This window comes from Pantoea sp. MHSD4 (genome assembly GCF_021043305.1).
Classification (GTDB): domain Bacteria; phylum Pseudomonadota; class Gammaproteobacteria; order Enterobacterales; family Enterobacteriaceae; genus Pantoea; species Pantoea eucalypti.
Genome location: NZ_JAJNDH010000007.1, coordinates 17,690 through 36,146 on the forward strand (window position 1 = coordinate 17,690; position 18,457 = coordinate 36,146).

18 protein-coding genes are annotated in these 18,457 nt (G+C 53.7%); all 18 read left to right on the forward strand.

Annotated features, from left to right (window positions below; genetic code table 11):
- Positions 1-6: 6 nt before the first annotated feature.
- The 18 genes from asnC to pstA all read left to right on the forward strand — a co-directional run bounded on the left by asnC (position 7) and on the right by pstA (position 18,426).
- Positions 7-468, forward strand: a complete 462-nt coding sequence (asnC, locus tag LQK91_RS18455; protein ID WP_003849496.1) for a transcriptional regulator AsnC — start codon at positions 7-9, stop codon at positions 466-468.
- A 154-nt stretch (positions 469-622) separates the two neighbouring features.
- Positions 623-1,063 (forward strand): FMN-binding protein MioC, encoded by a 441-nt coding sequence (gene mioC / locus LQK91_RS18460; RefSeq protein WP_078805083.1) that lies wholly within the window; start codon positions 623-625, stop codon positions 1,061-1,063.
- A 432-nt stretch (positions 1,064-1,495) separates the two neighbouring features.
- On the forward strand, positions 1,496-3,385 hold the full coding sequence (gene mnmG / locus LQK91_RS18465; RefSeq protein ID WP_003849500.1) for a tRNA uridine-5-carboxymethylaminomethyl(34) synthesis enzyme MnmG: 1,890 nt from the start codon (positions 1,496-1,498) through the stop codon (positions 3,383-3,385).
- A 47-nt stretch (positions 3,386-3,432) separates the two neighbouring features.
- Positions 3,433-4,050: a 16S rRNA (guanine(527)-N(7))-methyltransferase RsmG gene (rsmG, locus tag LQK91_RS18470; RefSeq protein ID WP_105099987.1), complete on the forward strand. Its 618-nt coding sequence runs from the start codon at positions 3,433-3,435 to the stop codon at positions 4,048-4,050.
- Between the two features lie 690 nt (positions 4,051-4,740).
- Positions 4,741-5,121: a F0F1 ATP synthase subunit I gene (gene atpI, locus LQK91_RS18475; RefSeq protein WP_003849503.1), complete on the forward strand. Its 381-nt coding sequence runs from the start codon at positions 4,741-4,743 to the stop codon at positions 5,119-5,121.
- An 8-nt stretch (positions 5,122-5,129) separates the two neighbouring features.
- Positions 5,130-5,948 (forward strand): F0F1 ATP synthase subunit A, encoded by an 819-nt coding sequence (atpB, locus tag LQK91_RS18480; protein WP_003849506.1) that lies wholly within the window; start codon positions 5,130-5,132, stop codon positions 5,946-5,948.
- Between the two features lie 105 nt (positions 5,949-6,053).
- The gene (atpE, locus tag LQK91_RS18485; protein WP_003849523.1) at positions 6,054-6,293 is read left to right on the forward strand and encodes a F0F1 ATP synthase subunit C; all 240 of its coding nucleotides are present in this window, start codon (positions 6,054-6,056) and stop codon (positions 6,291-6,293) included.
- A 107-nt stretch (positions 6,294-6,400) separates the two neighbouring features.
- Positions 6,401-6,871, forward strand: a complete 471-nt coding sequence (gene atpF / locus LQK91_RS18490; protein WP_003849528.1) for a F0F1 ATP synthase subunit B — start codon at positions 6,401-6,403, stop codon at positions 6,869-6,871.
- Between the two features lie 14 nt (positions 6,872-6,885).
- The gene (gene atpH, locus LQK91_RS18495) at positions 6,886-7,419 is read left to right on the forward strand and encodes a F0F1 ATP synthase subunit delta (RefSeq protein WP_003849530.1); all 534 of its coding nucleotides are present in this window, start codon (positions 6,886-6,888) and stop codon (positions 7,417-7,419) included.
- Positions 7,420-7,433: 14 nt separating this feature from the next.
- A complete protein-coding gene (gene atpA, locus LQK91_RS18500) occupies positions 7,434-8,975 on the forward strand; it encodes a F0F1 ATP synthase subunit alpha (protein WP_003849532.1) in 1,542 nt (513 codons plus the stop codon).
- 52 nt (positions 8,976-9,027) lie between these two features.
- Positions 9,028-9,894 carry a F0F1 ATP synthase subunit gamma gene (gene atpG, locus LQK91_RS18505; protein ID WP_003849534.1) on the forward strand — a complete coding sequence of 289 codons (867 nt, stop codon included), beginning with the start codon at positions 9,028-9,030 and terminating at the stop codon, positions 9,892-9,894.
- A gap of 30 nt (positions 9,895-9,924) precedes the next feature.
- Positions 9,925-11,322 carry a F0F1 ATP synthase subunit beta gene (gene atpD, locus LQK91_RS18510; RefSeq protein ID WP_008926373.1) on the forward strand — a complete coding sequence of 466 codons (1,398 nt, stop codon included), beginning with the start codon at positions 9,925-9,927 and terminating at the stop codon, positions 11,320-11,322.
- A 24-nt stretch (positions 11,323-11,346) separates the two neighbouring features.
- The gene (locus LQK91_RS18515; protein WP_008926374.1) at positions 11,347-11,766 is read left to right on the forward strand and encodes a F0F1 ATP synthase subunit epsilon; all 420 of its coding nucleotides are present in this window, start codon (positions 11,347-11,349) and stop codon (positions 11,764-11,766) included.
- 160 nt (positions 11,767-11,926) lie between these two features.
- Entirely contained in the window at positions 11,927-13,297 is a 1,371-nt protein-coding gene (gene glmU, locus LQK91_RS18520; protein WP_039658676.1) for a bifunctional UDP-N-acetylglucosamine diphosphorylase/glucosamine-1-phosphate N-acetyltransferase GlmU, read from the forward strand.
- Between the two features lie 154 nt (positions 13,298-13,451).
- Complete coding sequence (glmS, locus tag LQK91_RS18525; protein WP_003849542.1) at positions 13,452-15,281, forward strand: glutamine--fructose-6-phosphate transaminase (isomerizing); 1,830 nt, start codon at positions 13,452-13,454, stop codon at positions 15,279-15,281.
- A gap of 165 nt (positions 15,282-15,446) precedes the next feature.
- Entirely contained in the window at positions 15,447-16,490 is a 1,044-nt protein-coding gene (gene pstS, locus LQK91_RS18530; protein WP_003849544.1) for a phosphate ABC transporter substrate-binding protein PstS, read from the forward strand.
- An 86-nt stretch (positions 16,491-16,576) separates the two neighbouring features.
- On the forward strand, positions 16,577-17,539 hold the full coding sequence (gene pstC, locus LQK91_RS18535; RefSeq protein ID WP_003849546.1) for a phosphate ABC transporter permease PstC: 963 nt from the start codon (positions 16,577-16,579) through the stop codon (positions 17,537-17,539).
- Entirely contained in the window at positions 17,536-18,426 is an 891-nt protein-coding gene (pstA, locus tag LQK91_RS18540; protein ID WP_003849548.1) for a phosphate ABC transporter permease PstA, read from the forward strand. Before pstC ends, pstA begins: the two co-directional genes overlap by 4 nt.
- The last annotated feature ends 31 nt before the right edge of the window (positions 18,427-18,457 follow it).

Consider the following 18,457-nt stretch of genomic DNA (forward strand, 5'->3'; position numbering starts at 1 on the left):
ATGGCCATGGCCGAACATCTGCAGCTCGATAACCTGGATCGCGGCATTCTGAATGCCCTGCTGGATAATGCGCGCACCGCTTACGCCGAGCTGGCAAAACAGTTTAATGTCAGCCCGGGCACCATTCATGTGCGCGTGGAAAAAATGAAGCAGGCGGGCATCATCCTGGGAACACGGGTTGATATCGATCCGCGCCAGCTGGGGTTTGATGTCTGCTGCTTTATTGGCATTATCCTTAAGAGCGCGCGTGACTATCCGGCGGCGCTGAGCAAGCTGGATGCGCTGGATGAAGTGGTTGAAGCCTGGTACACCACCGGCCACTACAGCATTTTTATTAAAGTGATGTGCCGCTCAATTGACGCCCTGCAGCAGGTCCTGATCAATAAGATCCAGACCATCGATGAAATTCAGTCCACAGAAACGCTGATCTCACTGCAAAACCCGATCATGCGCACCATCAAGCCCTGATCCTCTATTCCTTGTGCATAATCTTATCCCTGACGAATGTGGCGGCTGACAACAGCTGCATTCGCTTCTTCTGATCTATTAACCCTGTTGTCCACAGGTGGATCACCGCTTGATCACAGCGTACAATGCTCGCCTTAATGTCCGGGAGAGCAAGATGGCCGATATTACCTTAATCAGTGGCAGTACTCTGGGTAGCGCAGAGTATGTGGCTGAACATCTCGAAGAAAAATTACAGGAAGCGGGCTTCTCAACCCAGATGCTGCATGGTCCGGCGCTGGATGAGGTGCCGCACGAGGGTATCTGGCTGGTGGTCTGCTCAACCCACGGTGCTGGCGATATTCCTGACAACCTTCTGCCCCTGTTCGAGGCCATCACGGAAAGCAAACCCGATCTCTCGCAGGTGCGGTTTGGTGCTATCGGACTCGGCAATCATGAATATGATCTCTTTTGTGGCGCGATCCGCCAGATTACAGCGCTGTTAATTGCTCAGGGTGCCCGTCAGATCGGCGATCGCCTTGAGATTGACGTGCTGGAGCATGAGATTCCTGAAGATCCCGCAGAAGCCTGGCTGGAAAGCTGGAAAAACGCGATCTGAAGGGGGCTGGGGATCGCGAAATAGTCACGATCCCCAGTGGAAGATGCTGATTTTATCCTTTTCCCTCCTTTTATTTTGTGGATAACTACCCTGTTTTGTTGCGTATAACCGGTAGTTATCCAGATAACAACGGGAGAACGATTTTTGAGCTGTGGATAACAGTCCATTTTGATCCCAGCTTATACGGATCAGGATCACCGATCACTCACAGGTAGTGATCCTCTCTATCCTGTTGTTTCTGAGGTGCTTCTGGCACATATCCACAGAAAAGCGGGATCCTAATAAGAGATCTAACAGAAAGATCATATACAGATCTAAGATCCTTTCTTTTAAAACCGGACGATCCCGCGGCTTTCACCCCAGACGGAATTTGAGTAGAATCCACGCCCCAGGACGACGATCCTGCAAGTTCATCAACCGAGGTACCACTTCATGTTTTATCAGGATCCTTTTGACGTCATCGTAATTGGTGGTGGTCATGCGGGCACCGAAGCCGCAATGGCGGCAGCCCGAATGGGTCAGCAAACCCTGTTACTCACCCATAACATTGATACGCTTGGACAAATGTCCTGTAACCCGGCGATTGGTGGTATTGGCAAAGGACATCTGGTGAAGGAAGTGGATGCCCTGGGTGGTCTGATGGCCAGCGCAATTGACCAGGCCGGTATCCAGTTTAGGATACTAAACGCCAGCAAAGGCCCGGCGGTACGGGCGACCCGTGCTCAGGCTGACCGCGTGCTCTATCGGCAGGCGGTGCGAACGGCACTGGAGAACCAGCCTAATCTGATGATCTTCCAGCAGGCGGTTGACGATCTCATCGTGGAAAACGATCGTGTGGTCGGTGCCGTCACGCAAATGGGACTGAAGTTCCGTGCCAAAACGGTGGTCCTCACCGTCGGTACTTTCCTTGATGGCAAAATTCATATCGGTCTGGACAATTACAGTGGCGGTCGCGCTGGCGATCCCCCGTCCATTCCGCTGGCAAAACGACTGCGTGCGCTGCCGCTGCGGGTAAACCGCCTCAAGACCGGTACGCCACCGCGTATCGATGCGCGCACCATCGATTTTTCAGTGCTTAGCCCGCAGCATGGCGATGACCCCATGCCGGTGTTCTCGTTCATGGGCAATGCGTCTCAGCATCCACAGCAGGTGCCTTGCTGGATCACGCACACCAATGAGAAAACCCATGAAGTGATCCGCAATAACCTGGATCGCAGCCCGATGTATGCCGGGATCATCGAGGGGATCGGCCCACGCTACTGCCCGTCGATCGAAGACAAAGTTATGCGTTTTGCCGATCGTAACTCGCATCAGATCTTCCTGGAGCCGGAAGGGCTGACCAGTAATGAGATCTACCCGAACGGTATCTCAACCAGTCTGCCGTTTGATGTACAAATTCAGATCGTCCGATCGATGCAGGGCATGGAGAATGCAAAGATCGTGCGTCCGGGGTATGCCATTGAGTATGACTTCTTCGATCCGCGCGATCTAAAACCGACGCTGGAGAGCAAGTTTATTCATGGCCTGTTCTTTGCCGGACAGATCAACGGCACGACCGGTTACGAAGAAGCGGCAGCGCAGGGGATGCTGGCGGGTCTGAACGCGGCTCGTCAGTCTGCTGACAAAGAGGGCTGGGCACCGCGTCGCGATCAGGCTTATCTGGGCGTACTGGTTGACGATCTCTGCACGCTTGGCACTAAAGAGCCGTACCGGATGTTTACCTCCCGTGCTGAATACCGTCTGATGCTGCGCGAAGACAACGCCGATCTGCGTCTGACCGAAACCGGCCGTGAACTGGGTCTGGTGGATGATGCGCGCTGGGCGCGTTTCAACGAGAAGCTGGAAGCGATTGAACAGGAGCGTCAGCGTCTGCGGGATATCTGGGTTCATCCAAAGTCTGAGCACGTGACCGAAGTGAACACGGTTCTCAGCGCGCCGCTGACCAAAGAAGCCAGCGGTGAAGATCTGCTGCGCCGTCCTGAGCTGACCTATCTGAAGCTGATGACACTGGATGCCTTTGGTCCGGCTCTGGCTGATGAGCAGGCCGCTGAGCAGGTTGAGATTCAGGTCAAATATGAAGGTTATATTGCGCGTCAGCAGGAAGAGATTGATCGCCAGCTGCGTAATGAGAACACACTGTTGCCAGTGGAGCTCGACTACCGCCATGTGAACGGGCTGTCGAATGAGGTGATCGCCAAACTGAACGATCACAAACCCGTGTCAATTGGTCAGGCGACACGTATCTCCGGCATAACACCGGCGGCGATCTCAATTCTGCTTATTTATCTGAAAAAACAGGGTCTGCTGCGTAAAAGCGCCTGATCTGAAACGGGGCGTGGCGACACGCCCCCGCTGAATGGAATTATGTTGTGATCAACACACTCACATCGCTGCTAAAGGCAGCCAGTATTTCCCTCTCCGATCAACAAAAACAGCAGCTGGTTGCCTATGTCGGCCTGCTGGATAAGTGGAACAAAGCCTACAATCTGACATCTGTGCGCGATCCTGAGCAGATGCTGGTCCGTCATATCCTCGATAGCATCGTGGTGGCACCGCATCTGAAAGGCTCACGTTTTATTGATGTGGGAACCGGTCCCGGACTGCCGGGTATTCCGCTGGCTATCGTAATGCCTGATGCGCACTTTACGCTGCTCGACAGTCTGGGCAAACGGGTGCGCTTTCTGCGTCAGGTTCAGCATGAGTTAGGACTCACTAACATTACTCCGGTCCAGAGTCGGGTTGAAGCGTTCCTGGCTGAGCCGCCTTTTGATGGCGTTATCAGCCGTGCATTTGCGTCACTGACCGATATGGTGAACTGGTGTCATCACCTGCCAGGAAGGGAAGGGCGCTTCTTCGCGCTTAAAGGCGTGCGTCCGGACGATGAAATTGCGGAATTACCGGCTGGCTATGTTTCTGATGACGTCATTAAGCTGCAGGTGCCGCAGCTGGAAGGTGACCGTCATCTGGTCATCATTCGTCATCAGTAGCCCTTCAGTTAGCAGGGGCTTTTATCAGGGTTCTGATGAAAAAAGTGCAGATAATGCGCTATCGATAAAAGATTTTGTTTAAGCCCTGGCGGAATGAAGGTTAAAAACAGCGACGGAAATTATCCGAAAAGCTCTGTTACATTTAACGATTGGTTCACATTTAATTATCAGAAATATCACTTGTATAGGTGGGCCGCGGAATAAAAGTAGTCACGCCAGAAAATATATCGCGGTAATAACTTTGCGTGCGTAATATCAATTTCACGTTTCTTAAGCATACTTCGATGTCAATAGCGTGTTTTTGATGAAAATAGACTTGCACACGCAATTTTATATTTTCAAGACAATGATTTTTAAGGATTAATCTGTTTTACAGATTGTTCTTAAATAGGTTGAAGATAAAACTCAGTGTAGTGTGAGTGCTTATTATGTGATCTAAAGCACGCTTTAAAAGCAAGTTGCGCGTGAAATTTCAGTCAGATTAGTGCGAATCTCCGCAGGGTAATCTTTGGAAAAATAGCCCTCCGGAAAGAAATTTAAATAATTGTTCACCTTTTCGCTACTTACCGATTGAAATCGCAGGTGCGGCCCGTATAATTTGCACGGCTTTTGCTGCTTGACTCAACTGCGCAAAGGCAGTCTTATACGACACGCGACATACCCCTAACGGGGCAGGAGAGTATCAGCGTCATGTCAGTGTCTCTTTACAGTTTAAAATTCGCCCGAACGGTGCTGATGATTCAGCTGGTGACGATAGTCATCATCGGCGCACTCTTTACTGTTAAAGATGTCACCTGGGGTGTCTCTGCTCTTGCGGGTGGAGCGGCAGCCTGGCTGCCAAACGTAATGTTTTTGTTTTTAGCCTGGCGCCTGCAGGGGCAATCCCCCACTTCGGGGCGAGTCGCGTGGAGCTTCGCTTTAGGTGAAATAGCTAAAGTGTTTGCGACCATCATTTTGCTCATTGTGGCGTTGGGTCTGTTCGGCGCGGTTTTCTGGCCGGTCGGAATAACCTGGTTATCGGTGCTGGTGGTACATATTCTGGCACCGGCGGTAATTAACAACAAAGGGTAAGAGGCATCATGGCTGCAGGAGAAATCTCTACTCCGCAAGAGTACATTGGTCACCACCTGACACATCTTCAGTTGGACCTGCGTACCTTCGAGTTAGTGAATCCGCACGACGCTCCCGCGACGTTCTGGGTATTAAATATCGATTCCATGTTTTTCTCTATGGTGCTGGGAATCATCTTCCTGGTGTTGTTCCGTAGCGTGGCGAAGTCTGCCACCAGCGGTGTGCCAGGGAAAATGCAGGCGGCTATCGAACTGGTTGTCGGTTTCGTTGATAGTAACGTGCGCGACATGTATCACGGTAAGAGCAAACTTATCGCCCCGCTGGCTCTGACAATTTTTGTCTGGGTCTTCCTGATGAACTTCATGGATCTGCTGCCAATCGACCTGCTGCCATATATTGGTGAGCATGTGTTGGGGTTACCGGCGCTGCGCGTCGTACCGTCTGCAGACGTGAACATCACGCTATCTATGGCGTTGGGCGTATTTATTTTGATTCTGTTCTACAGCATCAAAATGAAAGGCATTGGCGGCTTCACGAAAGAGCTGACGCTGCAGCCTTTTAACCACCCGATCTTCATCCCGATCAACCTGATTCTGGAAGGTGTGAGCCTTCTGTCTAAACCTGTATCACTGGGTTTACGACTGTTCGGTAACATGTATGCGGGTGAACTGATCTTTATCCTTATTGCCGGTCTGTTGCCGTGGTGGTCGCAGTGGGTGCTGAATGTGCCGTGGGCCATTTTCCACATCCTGATCATTTCGCTACAGGCTTTCATTTTCATGGTCCTCACGATCGTCTATCTGTCGATGGCATCTGAAGAGCATTGATTTTTTTCTCAACACTACTTTCCCGCTTGATTCCGGGTGGCAGCGCACCACGCTGAGGCCCGGAAGATTAAGGGAGCATTTAACTGAAACAAACTGGAGACTGTCATGGAAAACCTGAATATGGATCTGCTGTACATGGCTGCCGCTGTGATGATGGGCCTGGCGGCAATCGGTGCTGCGATCGGTATCGGCATCCTCGGAGGAAAATTCCTGGAAGGCGCTGCTCGTCAGCCTGACCTGATTCCTCTGCTGCGTACGCAGTTCTTTGTTGTAATGGGTCTGGTGGATGCAATCCCGATGATCGCTGTTGGTCTGGGTCTGTACGTGATGTTTGCTGTCGCCTAAAGCCCTGTGTTCACTCAGCGCACAATGTGCAAGGGTGAACGGATTCTGCCGCTTATCACGTTGATAACGGCAGAAAAGTTAAATACTCAATCTAGAGGCATTGTGCTGTGAACATTAATGCAACAATCCTCGGCCAGGCTATCGCGTTCATCCTGTTTGTCGCGTTCTGCATGAAGTACGTATGGCCGCCGCTGATGGCTGCTATCGAAAAGCGCCAGAAAGAAATTGCTGAAGGCCTTGCTTCTGCTGAACGTGCCAAGAAAGATTTGGATCTCGCGCAGGCTAATGCGACCGACCAGCTGAAAAAAGCCAAAGAAGACGCTCAGGTCATTATCGAGCAAGCGAACAAGCGTCGCGCGCAGATTCTGGATGAAGCCAAAACCGAAGCTGAAAACGAACGTAATCGCATCGTGACACAAGCGCAGGCTGAAATTGACGCCGAGCGTAAACGTGCACGTGAAGAACTGCGTAAGCAGGTTGCGTTGCTGGCTATGGCTGGCGCCGAGAAGATCATCGAACGCTCCGTGGATGAAGCTGCTAACAGCGACATCGTTGATAAACTGGTCGCTGAACTGTAAGGAGGGAGGGGCTGATGTCTGATCTGATTACTGTAGCTCGCCCCTACGCCAAAGCAGCTTTTGACTTTGCTGTTGAGCATCAAAGTATAGAACGCTGGCAACAGATGCTGGCGTTTGCCGCAGAAGTGGCTCGCAATGAACAGATGGCTGATCTTCTCTCAGGTGCATTAGCCCCTGAAGCGCTGGCAGCGTCGTTTAACGCAGTCTGTGGTGATCAACTGGATGAACCCGCACAGAACCTGATTAAGGTGATGGCGGAAAACGGACGTTTGACAGCGCTTCCGGCTGTACTGGCTCAGTATATCGAACTGCGTGACGCTCATGAAGCCACCGCTGAAGTCGATGTTATTTCCGCCAGTACGCTGAGTGACGACCAGCTGAATAAAATCAGCGCCGCGATGGAAAAACGTCTGTCACGCAAAGTTAAGCTGAATTGCAAAATTGATAAGTCTGTGATGGCAGGCGTGATCATCCGTTCGGGTGATCTGGTTATTGACGGCAGCGTACGCGGCCGTCTTGACCGTCTGGCTGACGTCTTGCAGTCTTAAGGGGACTGGAGCATATGCAACTGAATTCCACCGAAATCAGCGAACTGATCAAGCAGCGCATTGCTCAGTTCAATGTCGTGAGTGAAGCTCACAACGAAGGTACGATTGTTTCTGTAAGTGACGGTATCATCCGCGTACACGGCCTGGCCGATGTCATGCAGGGTGAGATGATTGCCCTGCCGGGTAACCGTTACGCTATCGCCCTGAACCTCGAGCGTGACTCGGTTGGTGCAGTGGTGATGGGTCCGTACGCTGACCTCGCCGAAGGCATGAAGGTTAAGTGTACTGGCCGTATTCTTGAAGTACCGGTAGGCCGTGGCCTGCTGGGCCGCGTCGTGAACACCCTGGGTGCACCTATCGACGGTAAAGGCGCAATCGACAACGACGGTTTCTCACCGGTCGAAGTGATTGCACCTGGCGTTATCGATCGTCAGTCAGTCGACCAGCCGGTTCAGACCGGTTATAAGTCGGTCGATGCGATGATTCCAATCGGCCGTGGCCAGCGTGAGCTGATCATCGGTGACCGTCAGACCGGTAAAACCGCGATGGCGATCGATGCGATCATCAACCAGCGTGACTCAGGCATCAAGTGTGTCTACGTTGCGATTGGTCAGAAAGCCTCAACCATCTCTAACGTGGTTCGTAAGCTGGAAGAGCATGGCGCACTGCAGAACACCATCGTTGTTGTGGCGTCTGCTTCTGAATCTGCTGCACTGCAGTATCTCTCTCCGTACGCAGGTTGTGCGATGGGCGAATACTTCCGTGACCGTGGTGAAGATGCGCTGATCGTATACGATGACCTCTCCAAGCAGGCTATCGCTTACCGTCAAATCTCTCTGCTGCTGCGCCGTCCACCAGGCCGTGAAGCATTCCCTGGCGACGTGTTCTATCTCCACTCTCGTCTGCTGGAACGTGCATCACGCGTAAGCGCTGATTATGTTGAGCGTTTCACCAATGGCGCAGTGACAGGTAAAACCGGTTCACTGACCGCGCTGCCGATCATCGAAACCCAGGCGGGCGACGTTTCTGCGTTCGTTCCGACCAACGTAATCTCGATTACTGATGGTCAGATCTTCCTGGAATCGAACCTGTTCAACTCCGGTATTCGTCCGGCTGTTAACCCAGGTATTTCGGTATCCCGCGTAGGTGGTGCTGCACAGACCAAGATCATCAAGAAACTGTCCGGTGGTATCCGTACCGCGCTGGCACAGTATCGTGAACTGGCGGCGTTCTCGCAGTTCGCCTCTGATCTGGACGATGCAACCCGCAAACAGCTGAGCCATGGTCAGAAAGTGACCGAGCTGCTGAAGCAGAAACAGTATGCGCCGATGTCTGTCGCGCAGCAGGGTCTGGTTCTGTTCGCTGCAGAGCGTGGCTACCTGAACGACGTTGAACTGGCAAAAATTGGCAGCTTCGAAGCTGCGCTGCTAGCCTTCGCCGATCGCGACCACGCTGAGCTGATGGCTGAAATCAACCAGTCGGGTAACTTTAACAACGATATCGAAGCGAAGCTGAAAGGCCTGATCGATACGTTTAAAGCAACCCAGTCCTGGTAATGTCTGGCGGCTTGTCTGAAAAGGCAGGCCGCAAGGCTTTGAGGAGAAGCTAATGGCCGGCGCAAAAGAGATACGAAGCAAGATTGGAAGCGTGAAAAACACGCAGAAGATCACCAAAGCGATGGAAATGGTCGCCGCCTCCAAGATGCGTAAAACGCAGGAACGCATGGCGGCCAGCCGTCCGTATGCAGACACCATGCGCAAAGTGATTGGTCACCTTGCGTTGGGTAATCTGGAATACAAGCACCCTTACCTGGAACAGCGCGACGTGAAGCGCGTCGGCTACCTGGTCGTTTCTACAGACCGCGGGCTTTGTGGTGGTTTGAACATTAACCTGTTCAAAAAATTACTGGCGGATATGAAGTCCTGGTCCGATAAAGGCGTGCAGAGCGATCTGTCGATTATCGGTTCAAAAGGGGCGTCATTCTTCAGTGCAGTAGGTGGCAACATCGTGGCGCAAGTCAGCGGCATGGGCGATAAACCTGCCCTGTCTGATCTGATTGGCCCGGTAAAAGTGATGTTGCAGGCGTATGATGAAGGCCGCATCGACAAACTGATGATCGTCAGTAACAAGTTCAATAACACCATGTCTCAGACTCCGACCATCACCCAACTGCTGCCGTTAGCGCCAGCGGAAGGTGAAGAAGAGATGAAGGCGAAGACCTGGGATTACCTGTACGAACCCGATCCGAAAGCGCTGCTGGATACCCTGCTGCGTCGTTATGTCGAATCGCAGGTTTATCAGGGTGTGGTGGAAAATCTGGCCAGTGAGCAGGCCGCACGTATGGTAGCGATGAAAGCCGCAACCGATAACGGCGGAAATCTGATCAAAGAGCTGCAGTTGGTTTACAACAAAGCTCGTCAGGCCAGCATCACCCAGGAACTTACCGAGATCGTCTCGGGGGCCTCCGCGGTTTAACCAGGTTTGGAATTAGGTAGAGGATTCAAGATGGCAACTGGAAAGATTGTCCAGATTATCGGCGCCGTTGTTGACGTCGAATTCCCTCAGGACGCGGTACCGCAAGTGTACAGCGCCCTCGAGGTTATGAATGGTGATGCGCGTCTGGTGCTGGAAGTACAGCAGCAGCTGGGCGGCGGCGTAGTACGTACCATCGCAATGGGTACGTCTGACGGCCTGAAGCGTGGTCTGAACGTCAACGACCTGCAGAAACCGATTCAGGTACCGGTCGGTAAAGCGACTCTGGGCCGTATCATGAACGTTCTCGGCGAGCCAATCGATATGAAAGGCGAGCTGAAAGAAGAAGATGGCAGCGCAGTAGAGATCGCCTCTATTCACCGCGCAGCGCCTTCTTATGAAGATCAGTCTAACTCGCAGGAACTGCTGGAAACCGGCATCAAGGTTATCGACCTGATGTGTCCGTTTGCCAAAGGCGGTAAAGTGGGTCTGTTCGGTGGTGCGGGTGTAGGTAAAACCGTCAACATGATGGAACTGATCCGTAACATCGCAGCTGAACACTCAGGTTACTCAGTGTTTGCTGGTGTGGGTGAGCGTACTCGTGAGGGTAACGACTTCTACCACGAAATGACTGACTCAAACGTTATCGACAAAGTTGCTCTGGTCTATGGCCAGATGAACGAGCCGCCGGGTAACCGTCTGCGCGTAGCCCTGACCGGTCTGACCATGGCGGAAAAATTCCGTGATGAAGGCCGCGACGTTCTGCTGTTCATCGATAACATCTACCGTTATACCCTGGCCGGTACAGAAGTCTCTGCACTGCTGGGTCGTATGCCATCTGCGGTAGGTTACCAGCCAACGCTGGCAGAAGAGATGGGTGTGTTGCAGGAGCGTATTACCTCCACCAAGACCGGTTCAATCACTTCCGTACAGGCCGTTTACGTCCCTGCGGATGACCTGACTGACCCGTCACCAGCAACCACCTTTGCGCACTTAGACTCAACGGTAACGCTGAGCCGTCAGATCGCATCTCTGGGTATCTACCCGGCCGTTGACCCACTGGACTCTACCAGCCGTCAGCTGGATCCGCTGGTTGTTGGTCAGGAACACTATGATGTTGCGCGTGGCGTTCAGTCACTGCTGCAGCGTTATCAGGAACTGAAAGACATCATCGCCATCCTCGGTATGGATGAGCTGTCTGAAGAAGACAAACTGCTGGTGGCACGTGCGCGTAAGATTCAGCGCTTCCTGTCTCAGCCGTTCTTCGTTGCGGAAGTATTCACCGGTTCACCGGGTAAATACGTTACGCTGAAAGACACTATCCGTGGCTTTAAAGGCATCATGGAAGGTGAGTTTGACCACCTGCCAGAGCAGGCCTTCTACATGGTTGGCGCCATCGAAGAAGCCGTGGAAAAAGCGAAGAAACTGTAATAACGGTTTCCCGGGAGGAAGATTATGGCTATGACTTATCACCTGGATGTGGTCAGCGCAGAGGAGCAGTTGTTCTCTGGTCTGGTACAGAAGATTCAGGTGTCAGGTAGCGAAGGTGAACTGGGGATTTTCCCTGGCCATGCGCCGCTGCTGACTGCCATTAAGCCTGGAATGATCCGTATCGTGAAACAGCACGGCGAAGAGGAGTATATCTACCTCTCTGGCGGCGTGCTGGAAGTGCAACCAGGCAGCAGCACCGTTCTGGCCGATACCGCGATTCGCGGTACCGATCTGGACGAAGCGCGCGCGCTGGAAGCAAAACGCAAAGCAGAAGAGCACATGAACAGCAGCCATGGTGACGTGGACTATGCTCAGGCCTCTGCCGAGCTGGCGAAAGCCATTGCTAAACTGCGCGTGATCGAACTGACCAAAAAAGCGATGTAATCCAGCTTTATGCGTCACGAAATGCCAGCCCTCGGGCTGGCATTTTTTTTGCCTGCGGCGCCCGATCTGCCTGTCCGCCTAATTTCGGCCTGAGAAAAATGTAGTAATCTCAACCTCAAACCGTTTTACTTTCACCCGTAAAAATTCACTCAGGATAGTTATGTCTAACAGTGCGATGAGTGTGGTGATCCTTGCAGCTGGCAAGGGCACCCGTATGTATTCCGATCTGCCTAAAGTTCTGCATACGCTGGCAGGCAAACCGATGGTTCAGCACGTCATTGATGCCGCCAAAGGGCTGGGCGCACAGCATGTGCATCTGGTTTATGGTCATGGCGGCGATCGCCTGAAAGCGACCCTCACTGACAGCACGCTTAACTGGGTGCTGCAGGCCGAGCAGCTCGGCACCGGCCATGCCATGCAGCAGGCTGCCCCTGCTTTTGCAGATGATGAAGATATCATGATGCTCTATGGCGACGTGCCGCTGATCACGCAGGCGACATTGCAGCGTCTTCGCGAAGCAAAACCGCAGGGCGGCATCGGCTTACTCACCGTGGTACTGGATGACCCTACCGGCTATGGCCGCATTGTGCGTGAAAACGACACCATCACTGGCATTATCGAACAGAAAGATGCCAGCCCGGCGCAGCTCACTATTAAAGAGATCAACACCGGCATTCTGATCGCCAATGGGGGCGACTTAAAACGCTGGCTGGCGCAGCTGACCAACAACAATGCGCAGGGTGAGTATTACATCACCGATATTATCGCGCTGGCGCATCAGGAAGGCCGGGTGATCAACGCGGTCCATCCGGCACGCATCAGTGAAACGGATGGTGTCAATAACCGGCTGCAGCTGGCGACATTAGAACGCACTTACCAGGCTGAACAGGCGGAAAAACTGCTGCTGGCCGGCGTAATGCTGCGCGATCCGGCCCGTTTTGATCTGCGTGGAACGCTGACCCATGGACGGGATGTTGAAATCGACACCAACGTCATTATTGAAGGCCAGGTCACGCTGGGCTCGCGCGTCAAAATTGGCGCGGGCTGCATTATCAAAAACAGCGTGATTGGCGATGACTGTGAAATCAGCCCCTATACGGTGATCGAGGATGCTAATCTCGCCACCGCCTGTACCGTTGGGCCTTTTGCCCGTCTGCGTCCTGGCAGCGAGCTGGCGCAGGCCGCCCACGTGGGTAACTTCGTCGAAATGAAGAAAGCGCGTCTGGGTAAGGGTTCGAAAGCGGGTCACCTCTCCTACCTGGGTGATGCAGAGATTGGCGACAACGTGAATATCGGTGCAGGCACGATCACCTGTAACTACGATGGCGCGAATAAATTTAAAACTGTGATTGGCGATGACGTGTTTGTCGGCTCGGATACGCAGCTGGTGGCACCAGTCAATGTCGCGCCAGGCACCACCATCGCGGCAGGTACTACCGTTATGAGGGATGTGCCTCAGGCTGGTCTGGTTTACAACCGCAAAGAGCAGAATCACAAAGCGGACTGGCAGCGTCCGGTGAAGAAAAAATAAATTTTTTAACGGCCCGCTTTATGCGGGCCGATGCAGTGCAGTGCCAAAACTATAATCCCCACTCTCTACAAGGCTCGGGGAACCGGCAAAGCCGGATATCAGGTCGCATGACAACAGAAGTGGCGAAAAGCCATGTAGTCAGGAAAACATCATTATGTGTGGAATTGTTGGTGCAGTAGCACAACGCGATATCGCAGAAATTCTGCTGGAAGGTCTGCGTCGTCTTGAATATCGCGGATATGATTCGGCCGGTCTGGCCGTGGTCGATCGTCAGGGGCACGTCACGCGCCTGAGACGTTTAGGGAAAGTGCAGAAGCTGGCAGAAGCCGCTGAACAGCAACCGCTGATTGGTGGCACCGGCATCGCGCACACGCGCTGGGCAACCCATGGCGAGCCGTCGGAAGCGAATGCGCATCCGCACATCTCAGAGCACATTATCATTGTGCACAACGGCATCATTGAAAACCATGAGCCGCTGCGCGCTGAGCTGATCGCGCGCGGCTACGTCTTTGCCTCTGAAACCGACACCGAAGTGGTGGCGCATCTGGTTCACTGGGAGCAGAAGCAGGGCGGTTCACTGCGCGAAGTGGTGCTGCGTGTGATTCCACAGCTGCGCGGTGCCTATGGCATGGTGATCATGGACAGCCGCGATCCCTCACTGCTGGTGGCGGCCCGCTCCGGCAGCCCGCTGGTGATTGGCCGTGGGATGGGTGAAAACTTTATCGCTTCAGATCAGCTGGCCCTGCTGCCAGTGACCCGCCGCTTTATCTATCTGGAAGAGGGTGATATCGCCGAGATCAGTCGTCGTGATGTCACGATTATTGACCGCGAAGGCAACACCGTGACGCGTGCCGAGATCGAATCTAATCTGCAATATGATGCCGGTGACAAAGGTATTTACCGTCACTACATGCAGAAAGAGATCTACGAACAGCCGATGGCGCTGAAAAGCACCCTGAGCGGTCGGTTCAGCCAGGGTCAGGTTGATCTCAGCGAACTGGGCGCGGGCGCAGAAGCGCTGCTGAGCCAGGTAGAGCATATCCAGATTATCGCCTGCGGCACCTCCTACAACTCTGGCATGGTGTCACGCTACTGGTTTGAGTCGCTGGCTAACCTGCCCTGTGATGTGGAGATCGCTTCTGAGTTCCGCTATCGCAAGTCAGCGGTGCGCAAAAACAGCCTGCTGATCACCCTGTCGCAGTCGGGTGAAACGGCAGATACCCTGGCAGCACTGCGTCTCTCTAAAGAGCTGGGCTACCTGGGGTCACTGGCGGTCTGTAACGTAGCCGGTTCGTCACTGGTGCGGGAATCTGACCTGGCGCTGATGACCAAAGCGGGCACCGAAATTGGCGTCGCCTCCACCAAAGCATTCACTACCCAGTTAGCGGTGCTGCTGATGCTGGTGGCGAAACTGGGCCGTCTGAAAGGCATGTCTGCCGAGACTGAGCATGAGATCGTTCATGCACTGCAGGCATTGCCGAACCGGATTGAGCAGATGCTGGCGCAGGATAAGCTGATTGAGAATCTGGCAGAAGGCTTCTCTGACAAGCATCACGCGCTGTTCCTGGGGCGTGGCGATCAATACCCGATTGCCATGGAAGGGGCGCTGAAGCTCAAGGAGATCTCCTACATTCATGCGGAAGCCTACGCGGCAGGCGAGCTGAAACATGGCCCGCTGGCGCTGATTGATGCGGACATGCCGGTGATCGTGGTGGCACCTAACAATGAACTGCTGGAGAAGCTCAAATCCAACATCGAAGAGGTACGCGCTCGCGGCGGCCTGCTCTATGTGTTTGCGGATCAGGATGCGGGCTTCAGCGACAGTGAAGGCATGAAGATTATTCCGTTACCGCACGTTGAAGAGGTGATTGCCCCCATCTTCTACACCGTGCCGTTGCAGTTACTCTCCTATCACGTTGCCCTGATCAAAGGGACCGACGTCGATCAGCCACGTAACCTGGCAAAATCGGTTACCGTGGAATAACCTGGTGGGCCCCGTCGCGGGCCCACTTCATTCCGGCTCTCTGTCATATAACTGTCATATTTCGTACATTTCACTGTCATCAAACTGTCCTATTTTCCCTCCTGCAGCAATCACAGACTCTTACTAAAACGGCCCCAAGCCTGACTTTTCTCCCCTGGAGGGAACATGACACTGATGCGTAGCACCGTAGCCCGAATCCTCGCCACCACCTTCGCCGTAAGCGCGGTATCTGCTTTTGCGGCCACCGATCTCACTGGCGCAGGCGGGACGTTCCCGGCGCCGGTTTATGCCAAGTGGGCAGCAGAATATCAGCAAGCCACCGGTAGCAAAATTAACTACCAGGGCATCGGTTCATCTGGCGGCGTTAAACAGATCATCGCCAAAACCGTTGATTTCGGTGCGTCCGATGCGCCAATGAAAGATGAAGATCTGCAGAAAAATGGCCTGTTCCAGTTCCCTACCGTGATCGGTGGTGTGGTACTGGCAGTTAACCTGCCCGGTATCAAGTCAGGCCAGCTGACGCTGGATGGCAAGACCGTTGGCGATATTTATCTCGGCACCATCAAAAAGTGGAACGACCCGGCGATCGCCAAACTTAACCCGGGCGTGAAACTGCCGGAAACCAACATCAACGTGGTGCGTCGCGCTGATGGTTCAGGCACCTCATTCGTCTTCACCAGCTATCTGGCGAAAGTGAACCAGGACTGGAACAGCAAAATTGGTAAAGGCAACACCGTTAACTGGCCAGTGGGTCTGGGCGGTAAAGGCAACGACGGCGTCGCCGCGTTTGTTCAGCGTCTGCCGGGTTCAATCGGTTATGTTGAATATGCCTACGCTAAACAGAACAACCTGACCTACACCAAACTGATGGATGCTGATGGTAAAGCGGTGGCACCAAGCGAAACCAGCTTCAGCAATGCCGCGAAAGGCGCAGACTGGAGCAAATCGTTCGCACAGGATCTGACCTTCCAGAAGGGCGCTGATGCCTGGCCAATCTCCTCAACCACCTTCATTCTGATCTACAAAGACCAGGCGAATGCGGCCAAAGGCGCTGAAGTACTGAAGTTCTTCGACTGGGCTTACAAGAAAGGCAGCAAAACCGCCACTGCGCTGGATTATGCTGCGCTGCCAGAGAGCGTGACCGAGCAGATTCGCGCCGCCTGGAAAGCCAACATCAAAGACAGTTCTGGTAAAGCGCTTTATCAGTAATTGACCGACCCTGACCGGGCAGCGGTCCGGTCAGACCCAACGGGCGGCTCATGCCGCCCTGATAACTTCTGAAGACTGAGACTTCTATGGCTGCAACGAAGCCGGCATTCAAAGCCCCGGGTAAACAAGGTGATAAGATTTTTGGCGCGCTGGTCAGACTGGCTGCGCTGATTGTACTGTTACTGATGGGCGGCATTATTGTTTCCCTGATCATCTCCTCGTGGCCCAGCATCCAGAAGTTTGGTTTCGCCTTTTTGTGGACCAAAACCTGGGATGCGCCCAACGAACAATTTGGTGCACTGGTACCGATCTACGGCACCCTTGTAACCTCCATCATTGCCCTGATTATTGCCGTGCCGGTGAGTTTCGGTATCGCGCTGTTCCTGACTGAACTCTCACCCGCCTGGCTGCGTCGCCCGCTGGGCACGGCTATTGAGCTGCTGGCGGCTATCCCGAGTATCGTTTACGGCATGTGGGGCCTGTTTGTTTTCGCGCCGCTGTTCGCCGAATATTTTCAGACGCCGGTTAATGACGTGATGTCGGGCATTCCGATTGTCGGCGAACTCTTCTCCGGCCCCGCTTTTGGTATCGGTATTCTTGCGGCAGGGGTGATTCTGGCAATCATGATCATCCCTTACATCGCTTCGGTGATGCGCGACGTGTTTGAACAGACCCCGGTGATGATGAAAGAGTCTGCTTACGGTATCGGCTGCACCACCTGGGAAGTGATCTGGCGCGTCGTACTGCCCTTTACCAAAAATGGCGTGATTGGTGGTGTGATGCTGGGACTGGGTCGTGCGCTGGGCGAGACCATGGCGGTCACCTTTATTATCGGCAACACCTACCAGCTCGACAGCCCGTCGCTGTTTATGCCGGGTAACAGCATTACCTCAGCACTGGCTAACGAGTTTGCAGAAGCGGAGTCGGGCGTGCATGTTGCCGCGCTGATGGAGCTGGGACTGATCCTGTTTGTGATTACCTTTATCGTGCTGGCGATTTCAAAGCTGATGATTATGCGACTGCAGAAAAGTGAAGGAGCGCGCTCATGACCACGATTGAAATTCAGGCGCGTGCCGAACTGGACGCATCGCGCCGTAAAATGCAGTCCTGGCGCAGTACTAAAAATAAAATTGCGCTGACGCTGTCGCTGCTGACCATGGCATTTGGTCTGTTCTGGCTGGTGTGGATCCTGTTTACCACCGTAACGCGCGGCGTAGATGGGCTTTCCTGGTCCCTTTTCACTGAATCAACGCCACCGCCGAATACCGCGGGCGGCGGTCTGGCGAACGCCCTGGCGGGCAGTGGATTGCTGATTTTCTGGTCTACATTTTTTGGTACGCCGCTGGGCATCATGGCGGGTATTTACCTGGCTGAATATGGTCGCAAATCGGCGCTGTCAGAAGTGATTCGCTTTATTAACGACATTCTGCTTTCAGCACCCTCCATTGTGGTCGGCCTGTTCGTCTACACCCTGGTGGTGGCGAAGATGCAGCACTTCTCCGGCTGGGCCGGGGTGATTGCACTGGCTCTGCTGCAGGTGCCCATTGTGATTCGTACCACTGAAAACATGCTGCGTCTGGTGCCAGACAGCATGCGTGAAGCCGCTTATGCGCTCGGCACGCCCAAGTGGAAGATGATCTCGGCCATCACCCTGAAAGCCTCGGTCTCCGGCATCATTACTGGCGTGCTGCTGGCGATTGCCCGCATCGCAGGTGAAACAGCCCCGCTGCTGTTTACGGCACTGTCGAACCAGTTCTGGAGCACCGACATGATGCAGCCGCTGGCGAACCTGCCGGTCACCATCTTTAAATTCGCCATGAGCCCGTTTGCCGAATGGCAGAGCCTGGCCTGGGCGGGTGTGCTGATCATTACCCTTTGCGTGCTGTTGCTGAACATTGTCGCGCGGGTCATTTTCGCCAAAGGTAAACACGGTTAACTTCCGGCGCGGCCCTGAGCGGCGCCGTATA